Raw genomic sequence first — 12,877 nt, forward strand, 5'->3', positions numbered from 1 at the left:
TCATAATATGATAAGTTCTTTCGGTGAGTGGGTCAATCGTTTATTGCCGTCAGCTGTCAGGACAATATCATCCTCAATTCTCACGCCGCCGACATCTGGCAAGTAAATCCCCGGCTCAACTGTGACGACCATTCCCTCTTCTAAAACGACCTCTGATCGTGAGGAAAGGCCTGGCGCTTCATGTACTTCCATACCTAGCCCGTGCCCGGTTGAATGCCCGAAGTATTGACCATAGCCATACTTTTCAATGATGTCTCGTGTGATGCGATCAGCTTCTTTTCCTGTTAAGCCTGGCTTGATTCTATCCACACCAGCGTTTTCTGCTTCTAATACGATATGATAAATTTCCTTTAGCTTGTCGCTTGGTGTTCCGACAGCAATCGTTCTTGTCATATCAGAACAATAGCCTTTATAGTAAGCACCAAAATCGAGTGTCACTAAATCACCAGATTCAATCACCTTTTCACTCGCTCTTCCGTGAGGCAGGCTTGAACGAACACCTGAGGCAACTATCATATCGAATGAAGATCCTTCAGCACCTTCTTTTCTCATGAAAAATTCAAGCTCGTTCATGACAGCAATTTCCGTCAGGCCCGGCTTGATGTAAGTGAGAATATGATCAAAGGCGTGATCTGCAATCTTCGCAGCTTCCTCTAATATCTTAATCTCTTCACTAGACTTAATCAAGCGCAACTTTTCAACTGATTCAGAGACTGGAACAAGCTCTATACCGCCTGCTTTGGCTGCGTACTGCTGATACGTGGCAAATGTCATATGGTTTTGTTCGAACCCAAGGCGTTTCACTCCAAATTCCTTTGCCGTTTGAGCAGCCGTTTCCACAATGTTTCCTTTATGTTCAATGATGTCATAGCCTTTGACTTGATCCTTCGCTTGCTCTGTATAGCGGAAGTCCGTGATAAAAGCTGCTCGGTCCTTTGAAACGACAGCAAGACCGGCTGATCCGGTAAAGCTGGTCATATACTGTAAATTAAAACTGCTCGTAATGACAAGGCCATCGATCTCTAATTCACTTAATAGTGCTCTTAGTTTTTCAAGTTTCATGATACTGCTCCCCCTTCACTGACTAAATAACGAATCGCCAATTTATACCCTTCTAAGCCAAGCCCAACGATTTGTCCTTGGCATACTGGAGCAAGTACAGAATGATGGCGGAATTCCTCTCTCTTATGAACATTTGTGATATGTACTTCAATGACTGATAAAGAAATACTTGCAATGGCATCTCTCAGCGCATAGCTGTAGTGGGTAAATGCACCCGGGTTAAACACGACACCATCGTATTGATCTTCTGCTTCATGGAGCGCATCAATCAAATCCCCTTCGTGATTTGATTGAAAGAACGTTAATTGGATGTTTGCTCGTTCTGCGAACTGGAACAAATCCGTCTCTAAATCTGTCAGCGTCTTACTTCCATAAACAGCAGGCTCTCTTTTGCCAAGCCTATTTAAATTGGGTCCATTCAGTACAAGAAAATGAGGCATATGACCACTCCTTCACCCTAATTCAATCTATATCGAGATCTGTTTCTTTTTCCTTAGAAACCTTTCGTTTCCAAAAATATTTTATCATATGAATAGGCGATTTACACTTTATTCTGTCTTTTTCCCGAGTGCCCTCGCAAGCTTTTGACTCGTCAATTCATTATATTCAAACGAAATGCTGTACCCGACAAACATGCCATATAAAATATATAGGCAAAATGTCGTAACAATGGTGCTTTGCTGCAACTCTTGTACTTGCTTTACATCTGGGAAAATGGGATTAAATACGTAAAAAACGAGCAGCCATAAAAGCCCGCCATATACTAAACCCATCCAAAAGCCTTTGATCCTTTTTAAAAGCCCAAAATAAATAAAGGCGGCTCCAATCGATAAAACTCCTAACAGCACAATACTGATAAAAGTACCAAGTCCTCCCTTTTTCCATTCTCCAAGCACAAATGGCTGAAGCAGCATATTGGGACTCACCTCTGAAAAATGAAACACATGGGTCAGAAACCCGATAAAGCCCCAAAAAACACCGCCGACAAAGCCTGTAGCAGCCGCTCTTGCCACAAGTGATGTCGTTTGCACGGACTGATTTTTTTCTTCTTGGTTTTTCTTTTCATCACGTTTCATTTGTGAACACCTCCAGCAAGTAGTATGTCCAAAATGTCATGAAAAAAAAGGATTTCCATGCGTGAGTGTAAAATTTTTAAAACAGGGTATACTGGCTAAAAAGAGGTAGATAGAATTCTAGTAGATAATCGACCTGTGAGCTAGTGATTTCCCCTCATTTCCTGTACAATAAAGGTATAAGGAAATGCATGTAAATTACAGGAAACAGGCAGGTTGATGAAATATGTCCAATCAAACAAAACCTCCAGCTTATGGAGGGCAGGCAGTTGTCGAAGGTGTCATGTTCGGAGGTAAGAAGAACTATGTGACAGCGATTCGGCGAAAGGACCAGTCCATTGAGTTTTTGAAGCTTCCCCGGACCTCCAATAAACGAACCGCCTTTCTCAAGAAAATCCCCTTTGTCAGGGGTGTTGTTGCACTTGTTGAAGCAAGCGCAAACGGCAGTAAGCACTTAAACTTCTCCAGTGAGCGATATGACTTAGATCCTTCTGAAGATCATACTCTTGAAAAAGAACAAAAAAGCTCGAAATTATCCATGATCTTCGGCATTGCTGTGATCGGAGTTCTCTCTCTACTCTTTAGTAAATTTGTCTTTACCCTGGTACCTGTCTTTTTAGCAGAGCTTGTGCGTCCCATCTTTTCAGGGAATTTCGCACAAATCGCAGTGGAAACATTCTTCAAATTGGTCCTTTTATTAGGCTATATTTACTTTATTTCCATGACCCCTTTAATTAAAAGAGTATTTCAATATCATGGGGCAGAACATAAAGTCATAAACTGCTATGAACAGAACCTTGACATCACAGTGGAAAATGTCCAAAAGCAATCTCGTCTGCATTATCGATGCGGCAGCAGCTTTATTTTATTCACTGTCATTGTCGGGATGTTCGTCTATTTACTCGTACCGACAGATCCTTTATGGGTGAGAGTTCTGAACCGCTTGGCACTTATTCCGGTTGTTCTGGGCATTTCATTTGAAGTGCTTCAATTCACGAACAAACTCCGAGAAGTGCCTGTGCTTAAAGCGCTTGGCTATCCTGGCCTTTGGCTGCAATTGCTCACAACAAAAGAACCTTCTGACGATCAAGTCGAGGTAGCCATTGCAAGTTTTAATGAACTTCTTCGTTTAGAGGAAGTATCTCTGAAACAAGCGTCAGATTCTGCTCATCAAGTGATCTAACTTATAAATCCGGTAAATTCCTTCGGAGGTGGACAGTTATGAATCGCCGAGTACATCCTGCTTTTACCATTATTTTCGCTTTAGGTGTTTTGGGATTTGTGTACTTACTCACAACGAACCCAGGCAGACTTTTTACCATGCTGCTGTCTGTTGTGATCATTGGAGCGGTTTTGTTTTTCCTATTTAGATGGCTGATGAATCGAAGAACTGGAACAGAGGGCAATCTTTATCGTAAAGCAGTCAAACAATCAAAACGTCGCTACCAGCAGCCTAAACCAAAAACGAAAAGCCAGATGAAAAATCGGGTCACTCATTTGCGAAGCGTGCCGACTGACCACAAGTCTAAGCCCGTCCTTCTCAAAAAGAAAAGCCAAACACATTTGACTGTGATTGAAGGCAAGAAAAACAAAAAGAAGAATCGCGCCTTATTTTAAAATGTCCAGCTTTTTAAAAATTGCTCGGCCTTCTGTCTGCCTAGATCGACGAGCGCCTTTTTCTTTTCTGTCATGAGTTGAAAATCAGTGGCAATGACGTGTTCTACAGGAATAAAAATAATATGACGTTCGTGTTTTGTGGCGATATGTCTTTCGTCATGAGCACCACGCATCGTTTCAAAAAGAGCGCCAAACAGTTCAAACGCATTGCGGATGGAGTGTTGAGGGCGTTCTTTTTCGTTTGGCGTTAATGTGACACCGACGAACGGTCTTTTTTTCTCTTCAGCAAACAGCCAAATTGGAAAATTGCTCAGCACTCCTCCATCTACAATGGTACAAATGCCTTTTGAAGACTTCAGTTTGACAGGTTCGAAAAAATACGGCAGGCTGCAGCTCATTCGAATGGCCCTCGCCACGGAAAACCGTTCTGGATTTAATCCATATGAAGGAAGGTCGTCTGGCAGCACAAGGATTTTTCCATTCGTTAAATCGGACGCAACGATTTTCAGTGAATCTTTTTTGAGGTCTCCAAACACGGTGACCCCCTTTCGTTTTAGCACATCGGTCAGCCATTTTTCCAGCCGGTCTCCTTTATAAAGACCGAGACGCCAGTAAATGGATACCCACCTGAGCATTTTAAACGGGATGAATTGACATCTCCTATCAAGCAATTGATGCTCATCCATTTCATCTAAAAGCGTGCGAATTTCCTTGCTTGTAAAACCTGCTGCGATGAGTGAAGCAATGATTGCTCCAGCACTTGTACCAGCAAGACGGACAAATTGAAATCCTCTCGCTTCAAGCGCTTCATAGGCACCTGCAAGCGCTGCCCCCTTAATGCCTCCACCTGAGAACACACCATCTATCTTCATCAAGGAGCCCCCTTTGATTTCACGCTAATAATAGTGTAGGAGCTTTTGCTTTCAATTAGAACTTTAATCAAAAAGGACACCCATGCTGAGGGTGTCCTTTTTGATTAAGATTCTTGATTTGTTTGTTCGTTTTTCTTTTGAATCGCTTTCAGCTGAACAGATCGCTCATCGTTTTCTTCAAAAAATTGAACGAGATCGCCGATGCGGTCAATACTATTCCAGCTGAGATGATGTTCAATGCCTTCTACATCATCATAAATTTTCTCTTCATCTACACCAATGATTCTTAAAAATTGCTCTAGCAGTTCATGTCTGTATACGAGACGTTTTCCAATTTTTTTGCCTTTCGGGGTTAAAATTAGACCACGATACTTCTCATAAATGAGGTATTCATCTTTATCTAGCTTCTGAACCATTTTTGTTACAGAGGAGGGATGGACAGCGAGTGCTTCTGCAATATCAGAGACTCTGGCATATCCTTTATCTTCTATCAGCATATAAATTTGTTCAATGTAATCTTCCATACTAGGTGTAGTCATAAAACCCCTCCATAATGCACCTTTACTTAATAATCAACCCAATTCTACACCATCGTTCATTAAAAAACAAGGAGTGTCCTTCGGCTTAACGCTTGTAATTCCAATCATCTGAGGCATATTTCGTTTTTGCGAGATGATGGACAAACGCTAATTCTTCATCTGTCAGCTCATAAGGTTCAAGCTCAATATTTAATCCTTTTTCAAACCCTCTTTTAAACGCAGCACGCGCATCGTCTATTGTACATGTTCGGTCTGAGATTTCATTGATGGCAACCGCTTTGTTTTTAAAGCTTCGCTGCATCCGCTCTCTCACCCGGTCGTTTGGATAAAGGAACAAATCGAACAATTTGTCCTCATCAAGGTCAATTAAAATAGATCCATGCTGGAGAATGACACCTTTTTGTCTCGTCTGAGCACTGCCCGCTACCTTTCTGCCTTCTACTACAAGCTCGTACCAAGAAGGGGCATCAAAGCATACAGATGATCTTGGGTTCTTTAAGCTTTCCTTTTCTTTATCTGTACGAGGAATGGCAAAATACGCATCGAGTCCCAGCTCTTTAAAGCCCTCTAAAATGCCTTCTGAAATAACGCGGTACGCCTCTGTCACCGTCGCTGGCATTTCTGGATGTTCCTCTGACACAATCACGCTGTAGGTCAGCTCCTGGTCATGAAGTACTCCCCGTCCTCCGGTTGGTCTGCGGACAAATCCAAGACCATATCGCTTGACGGCTTCTAGGTTGATTTCTTTTTCAACGTTCTGAAAATACCCAACAGATAATGTCGCCGGATTCCATCCATAAAAGCGGATAACAGGCGGAATGAGCTTCTCGCTATGCCAATAAAGCAAGGCTTCGTCCATTGCCATGTTAAAGGCAGGGTCTTGGTTTCCTGAATCAATGAAACACCATTTCTCTTTTTGCATATAAAATCCCTTCTCTTTTACGTAGTCAATGTTAGATGATGGTGGTGACCACCGGTTTTCTCTCTTCATCAGTCTATCAAATAGGGACGGAATTGAAAATAATTCTTACCATTTATGATGACAAGTTTCTTATGCTTTACTATAATAGTATTTGTCTAAAACGTACCATCAGACAGGCTACTGTGCTGATGCTCAAGAAGGAGTCGAGTTGTATTGTCAATATTCAACTATATCGTCCTCGCACTTTGTGGACTTTTCGTTCTTTATTCCATCGGCAGCTACATTTATCAGCAGCGTATTATGAAAACGCTGACGGAAGAAGAATTTATTAAAGGTTACCGCAAAGCCCAGCTCATTGATGTGAGAGAGCCAAATGAGTTTGAAGGCGGACATATTTTAGGGGCAAGAAATATCCCCCTTTCCCAACTAAAGCAGCGCAAAAATGAAATACGTCCTGACAAGCCTGTTTATCTCTATTGTCAAAATAATTTTAGAAGCGGAAAAGCAGCCCAAACTTTACGTAAAAACGGCTGCCGTGAGATTTATAATTTAAAAGGCGGCTTTAAAAAATGGGGCGGCCGCATTAAAACGAAGAACTAACTAAAAAGACTCTGGGAGCATGATTCCCCCTGAGTCTTTTTTCTTTATTTTCTTTCAAAAACGAGAACTGGATTCCGTGCGGCCTTTGTTTCATCCATACGTTTGACAACCGTTGTATGCGGCGCTTCCTGCACCACTTCAGGATTCTCTTCTGCTTCTTTCGCTATCTGAATCATTGCTTCGATGAATGCATCAAGTGTTTCTTTTGATTCTGTTTCAGTCGGTTCAATCATGATACATTCCTCTACATTGAGCGGGAAGTAGATCGTTGGCGGATGGTAGCCGAAATCAAGTAATCGTTTGGCAATATCCAGTGTCCGCACACCTAATTTTTTCTGACGTTTACCTGAAAGGACAAATTCATGCTTACAGTGACGATCAAACGGCAAATCATAATGAGCACTTAAGCGGCGCATCATATAGTTCGCATTTAACACGGCATTATCGGTTACAGCCTTTAAGCCGTCTGGCCCCATAGAGCGGATGTACGCATAGGCTCTGACGTTAATGCCAAAGTTGCCATAGAATGGCTTCACGCGCCCAATTGATTCTGGACGGTCATGATCAAAGTAAAAACGGCCTTCCTTCTTCACAAGCACCGGCTTTGGTAAATACGGAATTAATTCCTTTTTAACGCCAACAGGACCTGAGCCAGGACCTCCGCCTCCGTGCGGGCCTGTAAAGGTTTTGTGAAGATTTAAGTGGACAACGTCAAATCCCATATCTCCTGGTCTTGCTCTGCTTAAAACAGCGTTCAAGTTGGCTCCGTCATAATAAAGCTTACCGCCAGCTTCATGAACGATTTCAGCCATTTCTAAAATATTTTCTTCAAAGAGGCCTAGTGTATTCGGGTTTGTAAGCATTAAAGCAGCTGTTTCTTCATTAACAACGCGGCGTAAATCTTCTAAATCAACAAGCCCATTTTCGTCAGATGCGACGGTAATGGTTTCAAATCCAGCGACTGTCGCAGATGCCGGGTTCGTTCCATGAGCAGAATCAGGCACAATGACTTTTGTACGCTGATGATCTCCCCTTGCTTCATGATACGCACGGATCATCATGAGCCCCGTCCACTCGCCATGTGCTCCTGCCGCCGGCTGTAATGTCACAGCGTCCATTCCCGTAATTTCTTCAAGATGTTCACCTAGATCGTATAGTAATTCTAATGCACCTTGCACAGTGTCTGCCTCTTGTAGCGGATGAACCTGCGAGAACCCTGCAAGGCGTGCAACCTTTTCATTAATCTTTGGATTATATTTCATCGTGCATGAGCCAAGAGGATAAAATCCGGAATCAACCCCATGATTGCGTCTTGATAATGCTGTATAATGACGCATAATATCAAGCTCAGATACTTCAGGAAGCTCAGCATCCTCATCACGGATGTACGTCTCATCAAATAAAGACGGGATCTCCTGTTCAGGTACATCTAAATCAGGCAGGCTGTACCCTATTCTTCCTTCTTTAGATAATTCAAAAATAAGCGGCTGATCTTGTTTATTCATGGCGATCCCCCAATTCCTTGATAAACGTATCAATTTCTTCTTTTGTTCTTAGCTCTGTCACGGCTACAAGCATGTGCTGCTGAAGCTCTGGGTAGTCTAGCCCCAAGTCGTAGCCGCCGATGATTCCTTTTTCAAGCAATCGTTTATTGGCTTCTTTCACAGGCTCCTGTAACTTGATCACAAATTCATTAAAATGAGCCCCTTCTACATCCGCCTGCAGTCCATATTTTTCTGCCTGTTTCTTGGCATAGTGGGCTTTTTGCACGTTTTGATAGGCGATATCTTTTATGCCTGTTTTCCCTAGTGCCGTCATGGCAACAGAAGCAGCTAATGCATTTAATGCTTGGTTTGAGCAAATATTTGACGTCGCTTTATCTCTTCGAATGTGCTGCTCACGCGCTTGAAGGGTCAGAACAAATCCACGAACACCATTTTCATCTTCTGTCTGCCCGACTAAACGACCTGGCACTTTTCTCATCAACTTTTTCGTCACAGCAAAATATCCGCAGTGAGGTCCGCCAAATGCAGCCGGGATGCCGAACGGCTGCGCATCACCAACGACAATATCTGCCCCGAGTTTTCCAGGCGGCGTCAATAGTCCGAGTGCGAGGGGATTGCTAGAGACAATGAATAGGCTTTTTCCTTTATGTGCAATGGGTTCAATGTCTTTTAACGGCTCGACTACACCAAAAAAGTTTGGATATTGCACGAGAACTGCTGCTGTATCATCGCAGACCGCTTTTTCCAATGCAGCTAGATCTGTCTGCCCTTTTTTCGCAGGCACTTCAATAACTTCAATGTTTTGTCCTTTGGCGTATGTTTTCAGCACCGCTCTTGATTCAGGGTGAACCGTTTCAGAAACAACCACTTTTTTCTTCTTTGTGTGTCCCGCAGCGAGCATTGCCGCTTCAGCCAGTGCCGTCCCGCCATCATACATCGAGGAGTTGGCAAGATCCATACCAGTCAGCTCAGCAATCATTGTTTGAAATTCAAAGATCGCTTGCAATTCACCTTGCGAAATCTCCGGCTGATAAGGTGTATACGCTGTATAAAATTCAGAGCGTGAGATCACATGATCGACAATGACAGGCTGGTAATGATCATATACACCTGCACCAAGAAACGATGCATAGGAAACTGTATCCTTATTCTTTGCAGCTAGTCGGGATAATTCCCTGACAAGCGCTGTTTCAGATGCGGCTTCTTTGATGTTGTATGCTCCTTTGAATCTAACTTTCTTTGGGATATCTGAAAAAAGCTCATCAATCGACTGAACGCCGATGACATCCAGCATTTCTTTTTGATCTTGCTCTGTTTGCGGCAAATACCTGTGCTTCATTCTCTATTCCCCCTCGTTATTTGGCTCTTTTATAAAATGGTGTTGCGACGATTTTGGCTTTTAGACGTTTTTTGCGAACTTGTACTTCCACCTCTGATCCAAGCTCCGCCTCTGAGGTTTCGATCAAAGCAAGCCCGACATTTTTCTTTAATGTTGGGGATTGAGTGCCTGTTGTGACAATCCCAACCTGTTTTTCTCCTGAAAAGACTGGATAATCTGTACGCGGAATCCCTTTATCAATCATTTCAATGCCGACAAGCTTTCGCTTCAGTCCCTCTTCTTTTTGTTTTTTAAGTGCAGCTTTTCCGATAAAATCAGCTTCTTTATCCGTTTTGACAGCAAAACCAATTCCGCCTTCTAATGGAGAGATATCCTTTGTCAGCTCCTGGCCATAAAGCGGAAGTCTTGCTTCAAATCTCAAGGTGTCACGTGCACCGAGTCCGCATGGAATGAGTCCTTTTGGCTGCCCCGCTTCTAATAAAGCGGACCAAAGGTGAACCGCATCTTCTGACTGGCAGTAGATTTCAAAGCCATCTTCCCCTGTGTAGCCTGTTCTGGAAACGAGCACTTCTTTATTTGCGACCTCAGCTTTTGATAAAAATGTAAATGGCTTAAGCGATGTCACCTCTTCACCCGCCACCTCTTTGATGATGTCAGCTGCAAGAGGTCCTTGAAGCGCTAGCAAGGCGGTTTGATCAGACATATTTTTGATCAATACATCATCCTTCTCTTGGTGCTTCAAAAGCCAATCCACGTCTTTATCGATATTTGATGCATTGATGACAAGCAAATAGTGATTCTTTTCTTTTTGGTAGACGAGCAGGTCATCTACCGTTCCGCCATCTTCATAACACATGGCTGTATATAGTGCCTTACCGTCTGTCAGCTTAGACACATCATTGGTTAATAACCTTTGTAAAAATGGAAGGGCATCTTGACCTTTGACGTCCACCTCACCCATGTGAGACACATCAAAAAGCCCTGCTTTTGTTCGAACAGCTTCATGTTCTTCTTTAATGGAAGAAAATTGGACAGGTAATTCCCAGCCCCCGAAGTCAATGGTTTTTGCGCCAAACGTTTCATACGCATGAAAAAGCGGTGTTCGTTTCAACATCAATCGTTTCCCCCTTTTTTCTCACAGTGCAAATGCAAGCTGAATTTTCAGAAAAAAATCACAGCAAAAAAGGACAGAGCGCTCCCTTTTATCAAAAAGAAGTCTCTGTCCTTGCACCTGAAAGTTTACAGCACAATATCATTGTGCGTTTTCCCCTTTGGTGGTTTGCTAAAACCCTTAAGCAAACACTCTCCAGAGTTGCGTCCGGTAAGAGTACTTTTGCCTGAGAGATTCACTGAATCATTCAGCTTGCTCCTTCGGCGCCTGCCAGTGCAAAATAACCGCCAAGTCTCTCCCCATACCATCATCCGCTCATATTTTTCACATTTATTGGACATACTATCAAAATGGGTGACTTATTTTCTAGATCACTTATCAACATCCTACCATTAGAAATGGATGAAGAGCAACAGAAAAATCATTAACATTTTTAAAATAACCCTTCGATATCGTTCGCTTTTATTCATATATCTAGTCTTTTAGAGACCTCCAAAAAAATGAAGCGTTTAAAAACAGAACAATTTTATCAGATCCTACTAGAAAGAAAGGCAGGCGACCACATTGAATATTCAAACGATTTTTGATCAGGAATGGGCAAATGAATTTCAGCAGCGGCTTTCAGCAGACGGCCCTTGGGCAAACTGGGATATGTATCGTTTAGCGACGCAGGTTCAAAAAGTCACAGCCATTGATTCATTTGAGGGACTGCAAGCTCCCGCGCACCTGCCTGCATTCACACCTTTAAAGCACCAGCTCGAAGTAGCCAGAAGAGTCGTAGAAGAAATGAATGGGAAAGCCATTCTAGCAGATGAAGTGGGACTTGGAAAAACCGTAGAAGCAGGACTCATTATCAAAGAATACATGATTCGTGGACTTGCCAAAAAGATTCTCATTCTCGTCCCCGCCTCCCTTGTGTCTCAGTGGGTACAGGAGCTGCGGACGAAATTTTATATTGATGCTGTTGAACAAAAAAAGAGCTATGTGTGGGAACAGTGTGACGTTGTCGTTTCCTCTATTGACACAGCCAAAAGACAGCCGCATCGAGACACGATTTTATCGATTGCCTACGATATGGTCATTATCGATGAAGCACACAAACTGAAAAACAATAAAACGAAAAACTATGAATTTGTGAGAAACCTGAATAAGAAGTTCTGCCTGCTACTGACAGCAACACCTATTCAAAACCGGATCGGAGAAATATTTAATCTTGTTTCCCTTCTGAAGCCAGGCCACCTAGGAAATGAACATCAATTTAAAGATATCTTTGCCAAAAAAGACTTGCAGCTTGAAGACCATGACCGATTAAAACAGCTCGTCAATAAAGTGATGATTCGAAACCGAAGACAAGACACAGGCATCGAGTGGACAAAACGGCATGTCAAAACGATTTCTATTGATTTCTCTCCGACAGAACAAGCCTTGTATGATGAAATCTGCAAGCTGAAAGAGAATCCGTCTTATACAAAGCATATGTTTTCCATTATGACCTTGGAACGAGAATGCTGTTCAAGCCGTGAAGCAGTTTATATGACGATTAAAAAAATGCAGGAAGAAGAAAAGCATATTCTCGGATCTTCTGCTATAACGCAAATCATGGAGAAAATCAATCAAGTGGAGCAAAACTCAAAGGCGCTTGAAGTGGTCAAACTCATTCAGCAGTTAAATGAGAAGGTCATTATTTTCACCGAATACCGCGCCACACAAATTTATTTACAATGGTTTCTACAGCAAAATGGCATCAGCTCCGTGCCATTTCGGGGCGGCTTTAAGCGGGGCAAAAAAGATTGGATGAAAGATTTATTCAGAGAACGGGCGCAAGTGTTAATTGCGACAGAAGCTGGCGGCGAAGGGATCAACCTTCAGTTTTGTAACCAAATCATTAACTACGACCTCCCGTGGAACCCGATGCGTTTAGAACAGAGAATTGGACGTATCCACCGCCTTGGCCAAGAGCGAGATGTCCACATTTACAATATGGCAACGAGCGGAACAGTTGAAGAGCATATTTTAAAGCTTTTATATGAAAAAATTCAGCTGTTTGAAAACGTCATAGGCGATTTAGATGATATTTTAACAAGAATTGATATTAAAGATGTCGAAACAGAATTGCATCAAATCCTCTTCCAGCATGAACCAGGCGGAGACATGAAAAAGAAATTAACCCAGTTTGCTTCTTATTTAACTGAAGCACAAACACCACTTTTAGAAAAAAGACAGCAAGGCTCATAAAG

General features: G+C 42.5%; 13 protein-coding genes and 1 riboswitch. Of the genes, 4 read left to right on the forward strand and 9 right to left on the reverse strand.

Translation table 11 applies throughout. The features are described from left to right. From MHH61_RS01155 to MHH61_RS01165, 3 genes are all read right to left on the reverse strand, one after another. A complete protein-coding gene (locus MHH61_RS01155) occupies positions 1 to 1,062 on the reverse strand; it encodes a Xaa-Pro peptidase family protein (protein ID WP_024428001.1) in 1,062 nt (353 codons plus the stop codon). Then, positions 1,059 to 1,502, reverse strand: coding sequence for a type II 3-dehydroquinate dehydratase (gene aroQ / locus MHH61_RS01160; protein ID WP_024422956.1), 444 nt, complete (start codon positions 1,500 to 1,502; stop codon positions 1,059 to 1,061). Before aroQ ends, MHH61_RS01155 begins: the two co-directional genes overlap by 4 nt. A gap of 108 nt (positions 1,503 to 1,610) precedes the next feature. Next, positions 1,611 to 2,138 carry a YqhR family membrane protein gene (locus MHH61_RS01165; RefSeq protein ID WP_024428000.1) on the reverse strand — a complete coding sequence of 176 codons (528 nt, stop codon included), beginning with the start codon at positions 2,136 to 2,138 and terminating at the stop codon, positions 1,611 to 1,613. A 223-nt stretch (positions 2,139 to 2,361) separates the two neighbouring features. On the opposite strand from MHH61_RS01165, the gene MHH61_RS01170 reads away from it, so the two are divergent. Both MHH61_RS01170 and MHH61_RS01175 read left to right on the forward strand, forming a co-directional pair. After that, complete coding sequence (locus MHH61_RS01170; RefSeq protein ID WP_025092983.1) at positions 2,362 to 3,318, forward strand: DUF1385 domain-containing protein; 957 nt, start codon at positions 2,362 to 2,364, stop codon at positions 3,316 to 3,318. Between the two features lie 38 nt (positions 3,319 to 3,356). Then, positions 3,357 to 3,752 carry an SA1362 family protein gene (locus tag MHH61_RS01175; protein WP_024422959.1) on the forward strand — a complete coding sequence of 132 codons (396 nt, stop codon included), beginning with the start codon at positions 3,357 to 3,359 and terminating at the stop codon, positions 3,750 to 3,752. Here the strand turns inward: MHH61_RS01175 and MHH61_RS01180 are convergent. From MHH61_RS01180 to MHH61_RS01190, 3 genes are all read right to left on the reverse strand, one after another. Then, the gene (locus MHH61_RS01180; RefSeq protein ID WP_024427998.1) at positions 3,749 to 4,624 is read right to left on the reverse strand and encodes a patatin-like phospholipase family protein; all 876 of its coding nucleotides are present in this window, start codon (positions 4,622 to 4,624) and stop codon (positions 3,749 to 3,751) included. The two genes, MHH61_RS01175 and MHH61_RS01180, sit on opposite strands and share 4 nt — an antisense overlap. Before the next feature lie 104 nt (positions 4,625 to 4,728). Next, positions 4,729 to 5,163, reverse strand: a complete 435-nt coding sequence (mntR, locus tag MHH61_RS01185; RefSeq protein WP_024422961.1) for a transcriptional regulator MntR — start codon at positions 5,161 to 5,163, stop codon at positions 4,729 to 4,731. Positions 5,164 to 5,248: 85 nt separating this feature from the next. Continuing rightward, positions 5,249 to 6,085, reverse strand: a complete 837-nt coding sequence (locus MHH61_RS01190) for a biotin/lipoate A/B protein ligase family protein (RefSeq protein ID WP_024422962.1) — start codon at positions 6,083 to 6,085, stop codon at positions 5,249 to 5,251. Between the two features lie 219 nt (positions 6,086 to 6,304). Here MHH61_RS01190 and MHH61_RS01195 point away from each other — a divergent pair, with 219 nt between their 5' ends. Next, positions 6,305 to 6,685 (forward strand): rhodanese-like domain-containing protein, encoded by a 381-nt coding sequence (locus tag MHH61_RS01195; RefSeq protein WP_087978357.1) that lies wholly within the window; start codon positions 6,305 to 6,307, stop codon positions 6,683 to 6,685. Positions 6,686 to 6,729: 44 nt separating this feature from the next. Here MHH61_RS01195 and gcvPB read toward each other — a convergent pair whose 3' ends face one another. Genes gcvPB through gcvT form a run of 3 tightly spaced genes read right to left on the reverse strand, consistent with a single transcriptional unit; the run spans position 6,730 to position 10,643 of the window. Beyond that, entirely contained in the window at positions 6,730 to 8,190 is a 1,461-nt protein-coding gene (gcvPB, locus tag MHH61_RS01200) for an aminomethyl-transferring glycine dehydrogenase subunit GcvPB (RefSeq protein ID WP_034621614.1), read from the reverse strand. Continuing rightward, positions 8,183 to 9,529, reverse strand: a complete 1,347-nt coding sequence (gene gcvPA, locus MHH61_RS01205) for an aminomethyl-transferring glycine dehydrogenase subunit GcvPA (protein WP_125586570.1) — start codon at positions 9,527 to 9,529, stop codon at positions 8,183 to 8,185. The genes gcvPB and gcvPA overlap by 8 nt, the downstream gene beginning before the upstream one ends. Positions 9,530 to 9,545: 16 nt before the next feature. Beyond that, positions 9,546 to 10,643, reverse strand: a complete 1,098-nt coding sequence (gene gcvT / locus MHH61_RS01210) for a glycine cleavage system aminomethyltransferase GcvT (RefSeq protein WP_024427995.1) — start codon at positions 10,641 to 10,643, stop codon at positions 9,546 to 9,548. A gap of 201 nt (positions 10,644 to 10,844) precedes the next feature. Then, positions 10,845 to 10,951: riboswitch (glycine riboswitch) on the reverse strand. Positions 10,952 to 11,204: 253 nt separating this feature from the next. On the opposite strand from gcvT, the gene MHH61_RS01215 reads away from it, so the two are divergent. After that, on the forward strand, positions 11,205 to 12,875 hold the full coding sequence (locus tag MHH61_RS01215; protein ID WP_024427994.1) for a DEAD/DEAH box helicase: 1,671 nt from the start codon (positions 11,205 to 11,207) through the stop codon (positions 12,873 to 12,875). The last annotated feature ends 2 nt before the right edge of the window (positions 12,876 to 12,877 follow it).

The sequence above is a fragment of the Bacillus sp. FSL K6-3154 genome, assembly GCF_040869395.1.
In the GTDB taxonomy this organism is placed as follows: domain Bacteria; phylum Bacillota; class Bacilli; order Bacillales; family Bacillaceae; genus Bacillus; species Bacillus safensis.

What these genes read in the sequence shown, in the direction of transcription:
- gcvPB (WP_034621614.1), bottom strand. Translation starts at nt 8,190, where the DNA reads ATGAATAAACAAGATCAGCCGCTTATTTTTGAATTATCTAAAGAAGGA.
- gcvT (WP_024427995.1), bottom strand. Translation starts at nt 10,643, where the DNA reads ATGTTGAAACGAACACCGCTTTTTCATGCGTATGAAACGTTTGGCGCA.
- MHH61_RS01175 (WP_024422959.1), top strand. Translation starts at nt 3,357, where the DNA reads ATGAATCGCCGAGTACATCCTGCTTTTACCATTATTTTCGCTTTAGGT.
- MHH61_RS01190 (WP_024422962.1), bottom strand. Translation starts at nt 6,085, where the DNA reads ATGCAAAAAGAGAAATGGTGTTTCATTGATTCAGGAAACCAAGACCCT.
- MHH61_RS01155 (WP_024428001.1), bottom strand. Translation starts at nt 1,062, where the DNA reads ATGAAACTTGAAAAACTAAGAGCACTATTAAGTGAATTAGAGATCGAT.
- mntR (WP_024422961.1), bottom strand. Translation starts at nt 5,163, where the DNA reads ATGACTACACCTAGTATGGAAGATTACATTGAACAAATTTATATGCTG.
- MHH61_RS01180 (WP_024427998.1), bottom strand. Translation starts at nt 4,624, where the DNA reads ATGAAGATAGATGGTGTGTTCTCAGGTGGAGGCATTAAGGGGGCAGCG.
- gcvPA (WP_125586570.1), bottom strand. Translation starts at nt 9,529, where the DNA reads ATGAAGCACAGGTATTTGCCGCAAACAGAGCAAGATCAAAAAGAAATG.
- MHH61_RS01165 (WP_024428000.1), bottom strand. Translation starts at nt 2,138, where the DNA reads ATGAAACGTGATGAAAAGAAAAACCAAGAAGAAAAAAATCAGTCCGTG.
- MHH61_RS01170 (WP_025092983.1), top strand. Translation starts at nt 2,362, where the DNA reads ATGTCCAATCAAACAAAACCTCCAGCTTATGGAGGGCAGGCAGTTGTC.
- aroQ (WP_024422956.1), bottom strand. Translation starts at nt 1,502, where the DNA reads ATGCCTCATTTTCTTGTACTGAATGGACCCAATTTAAATAGGCTTGGC.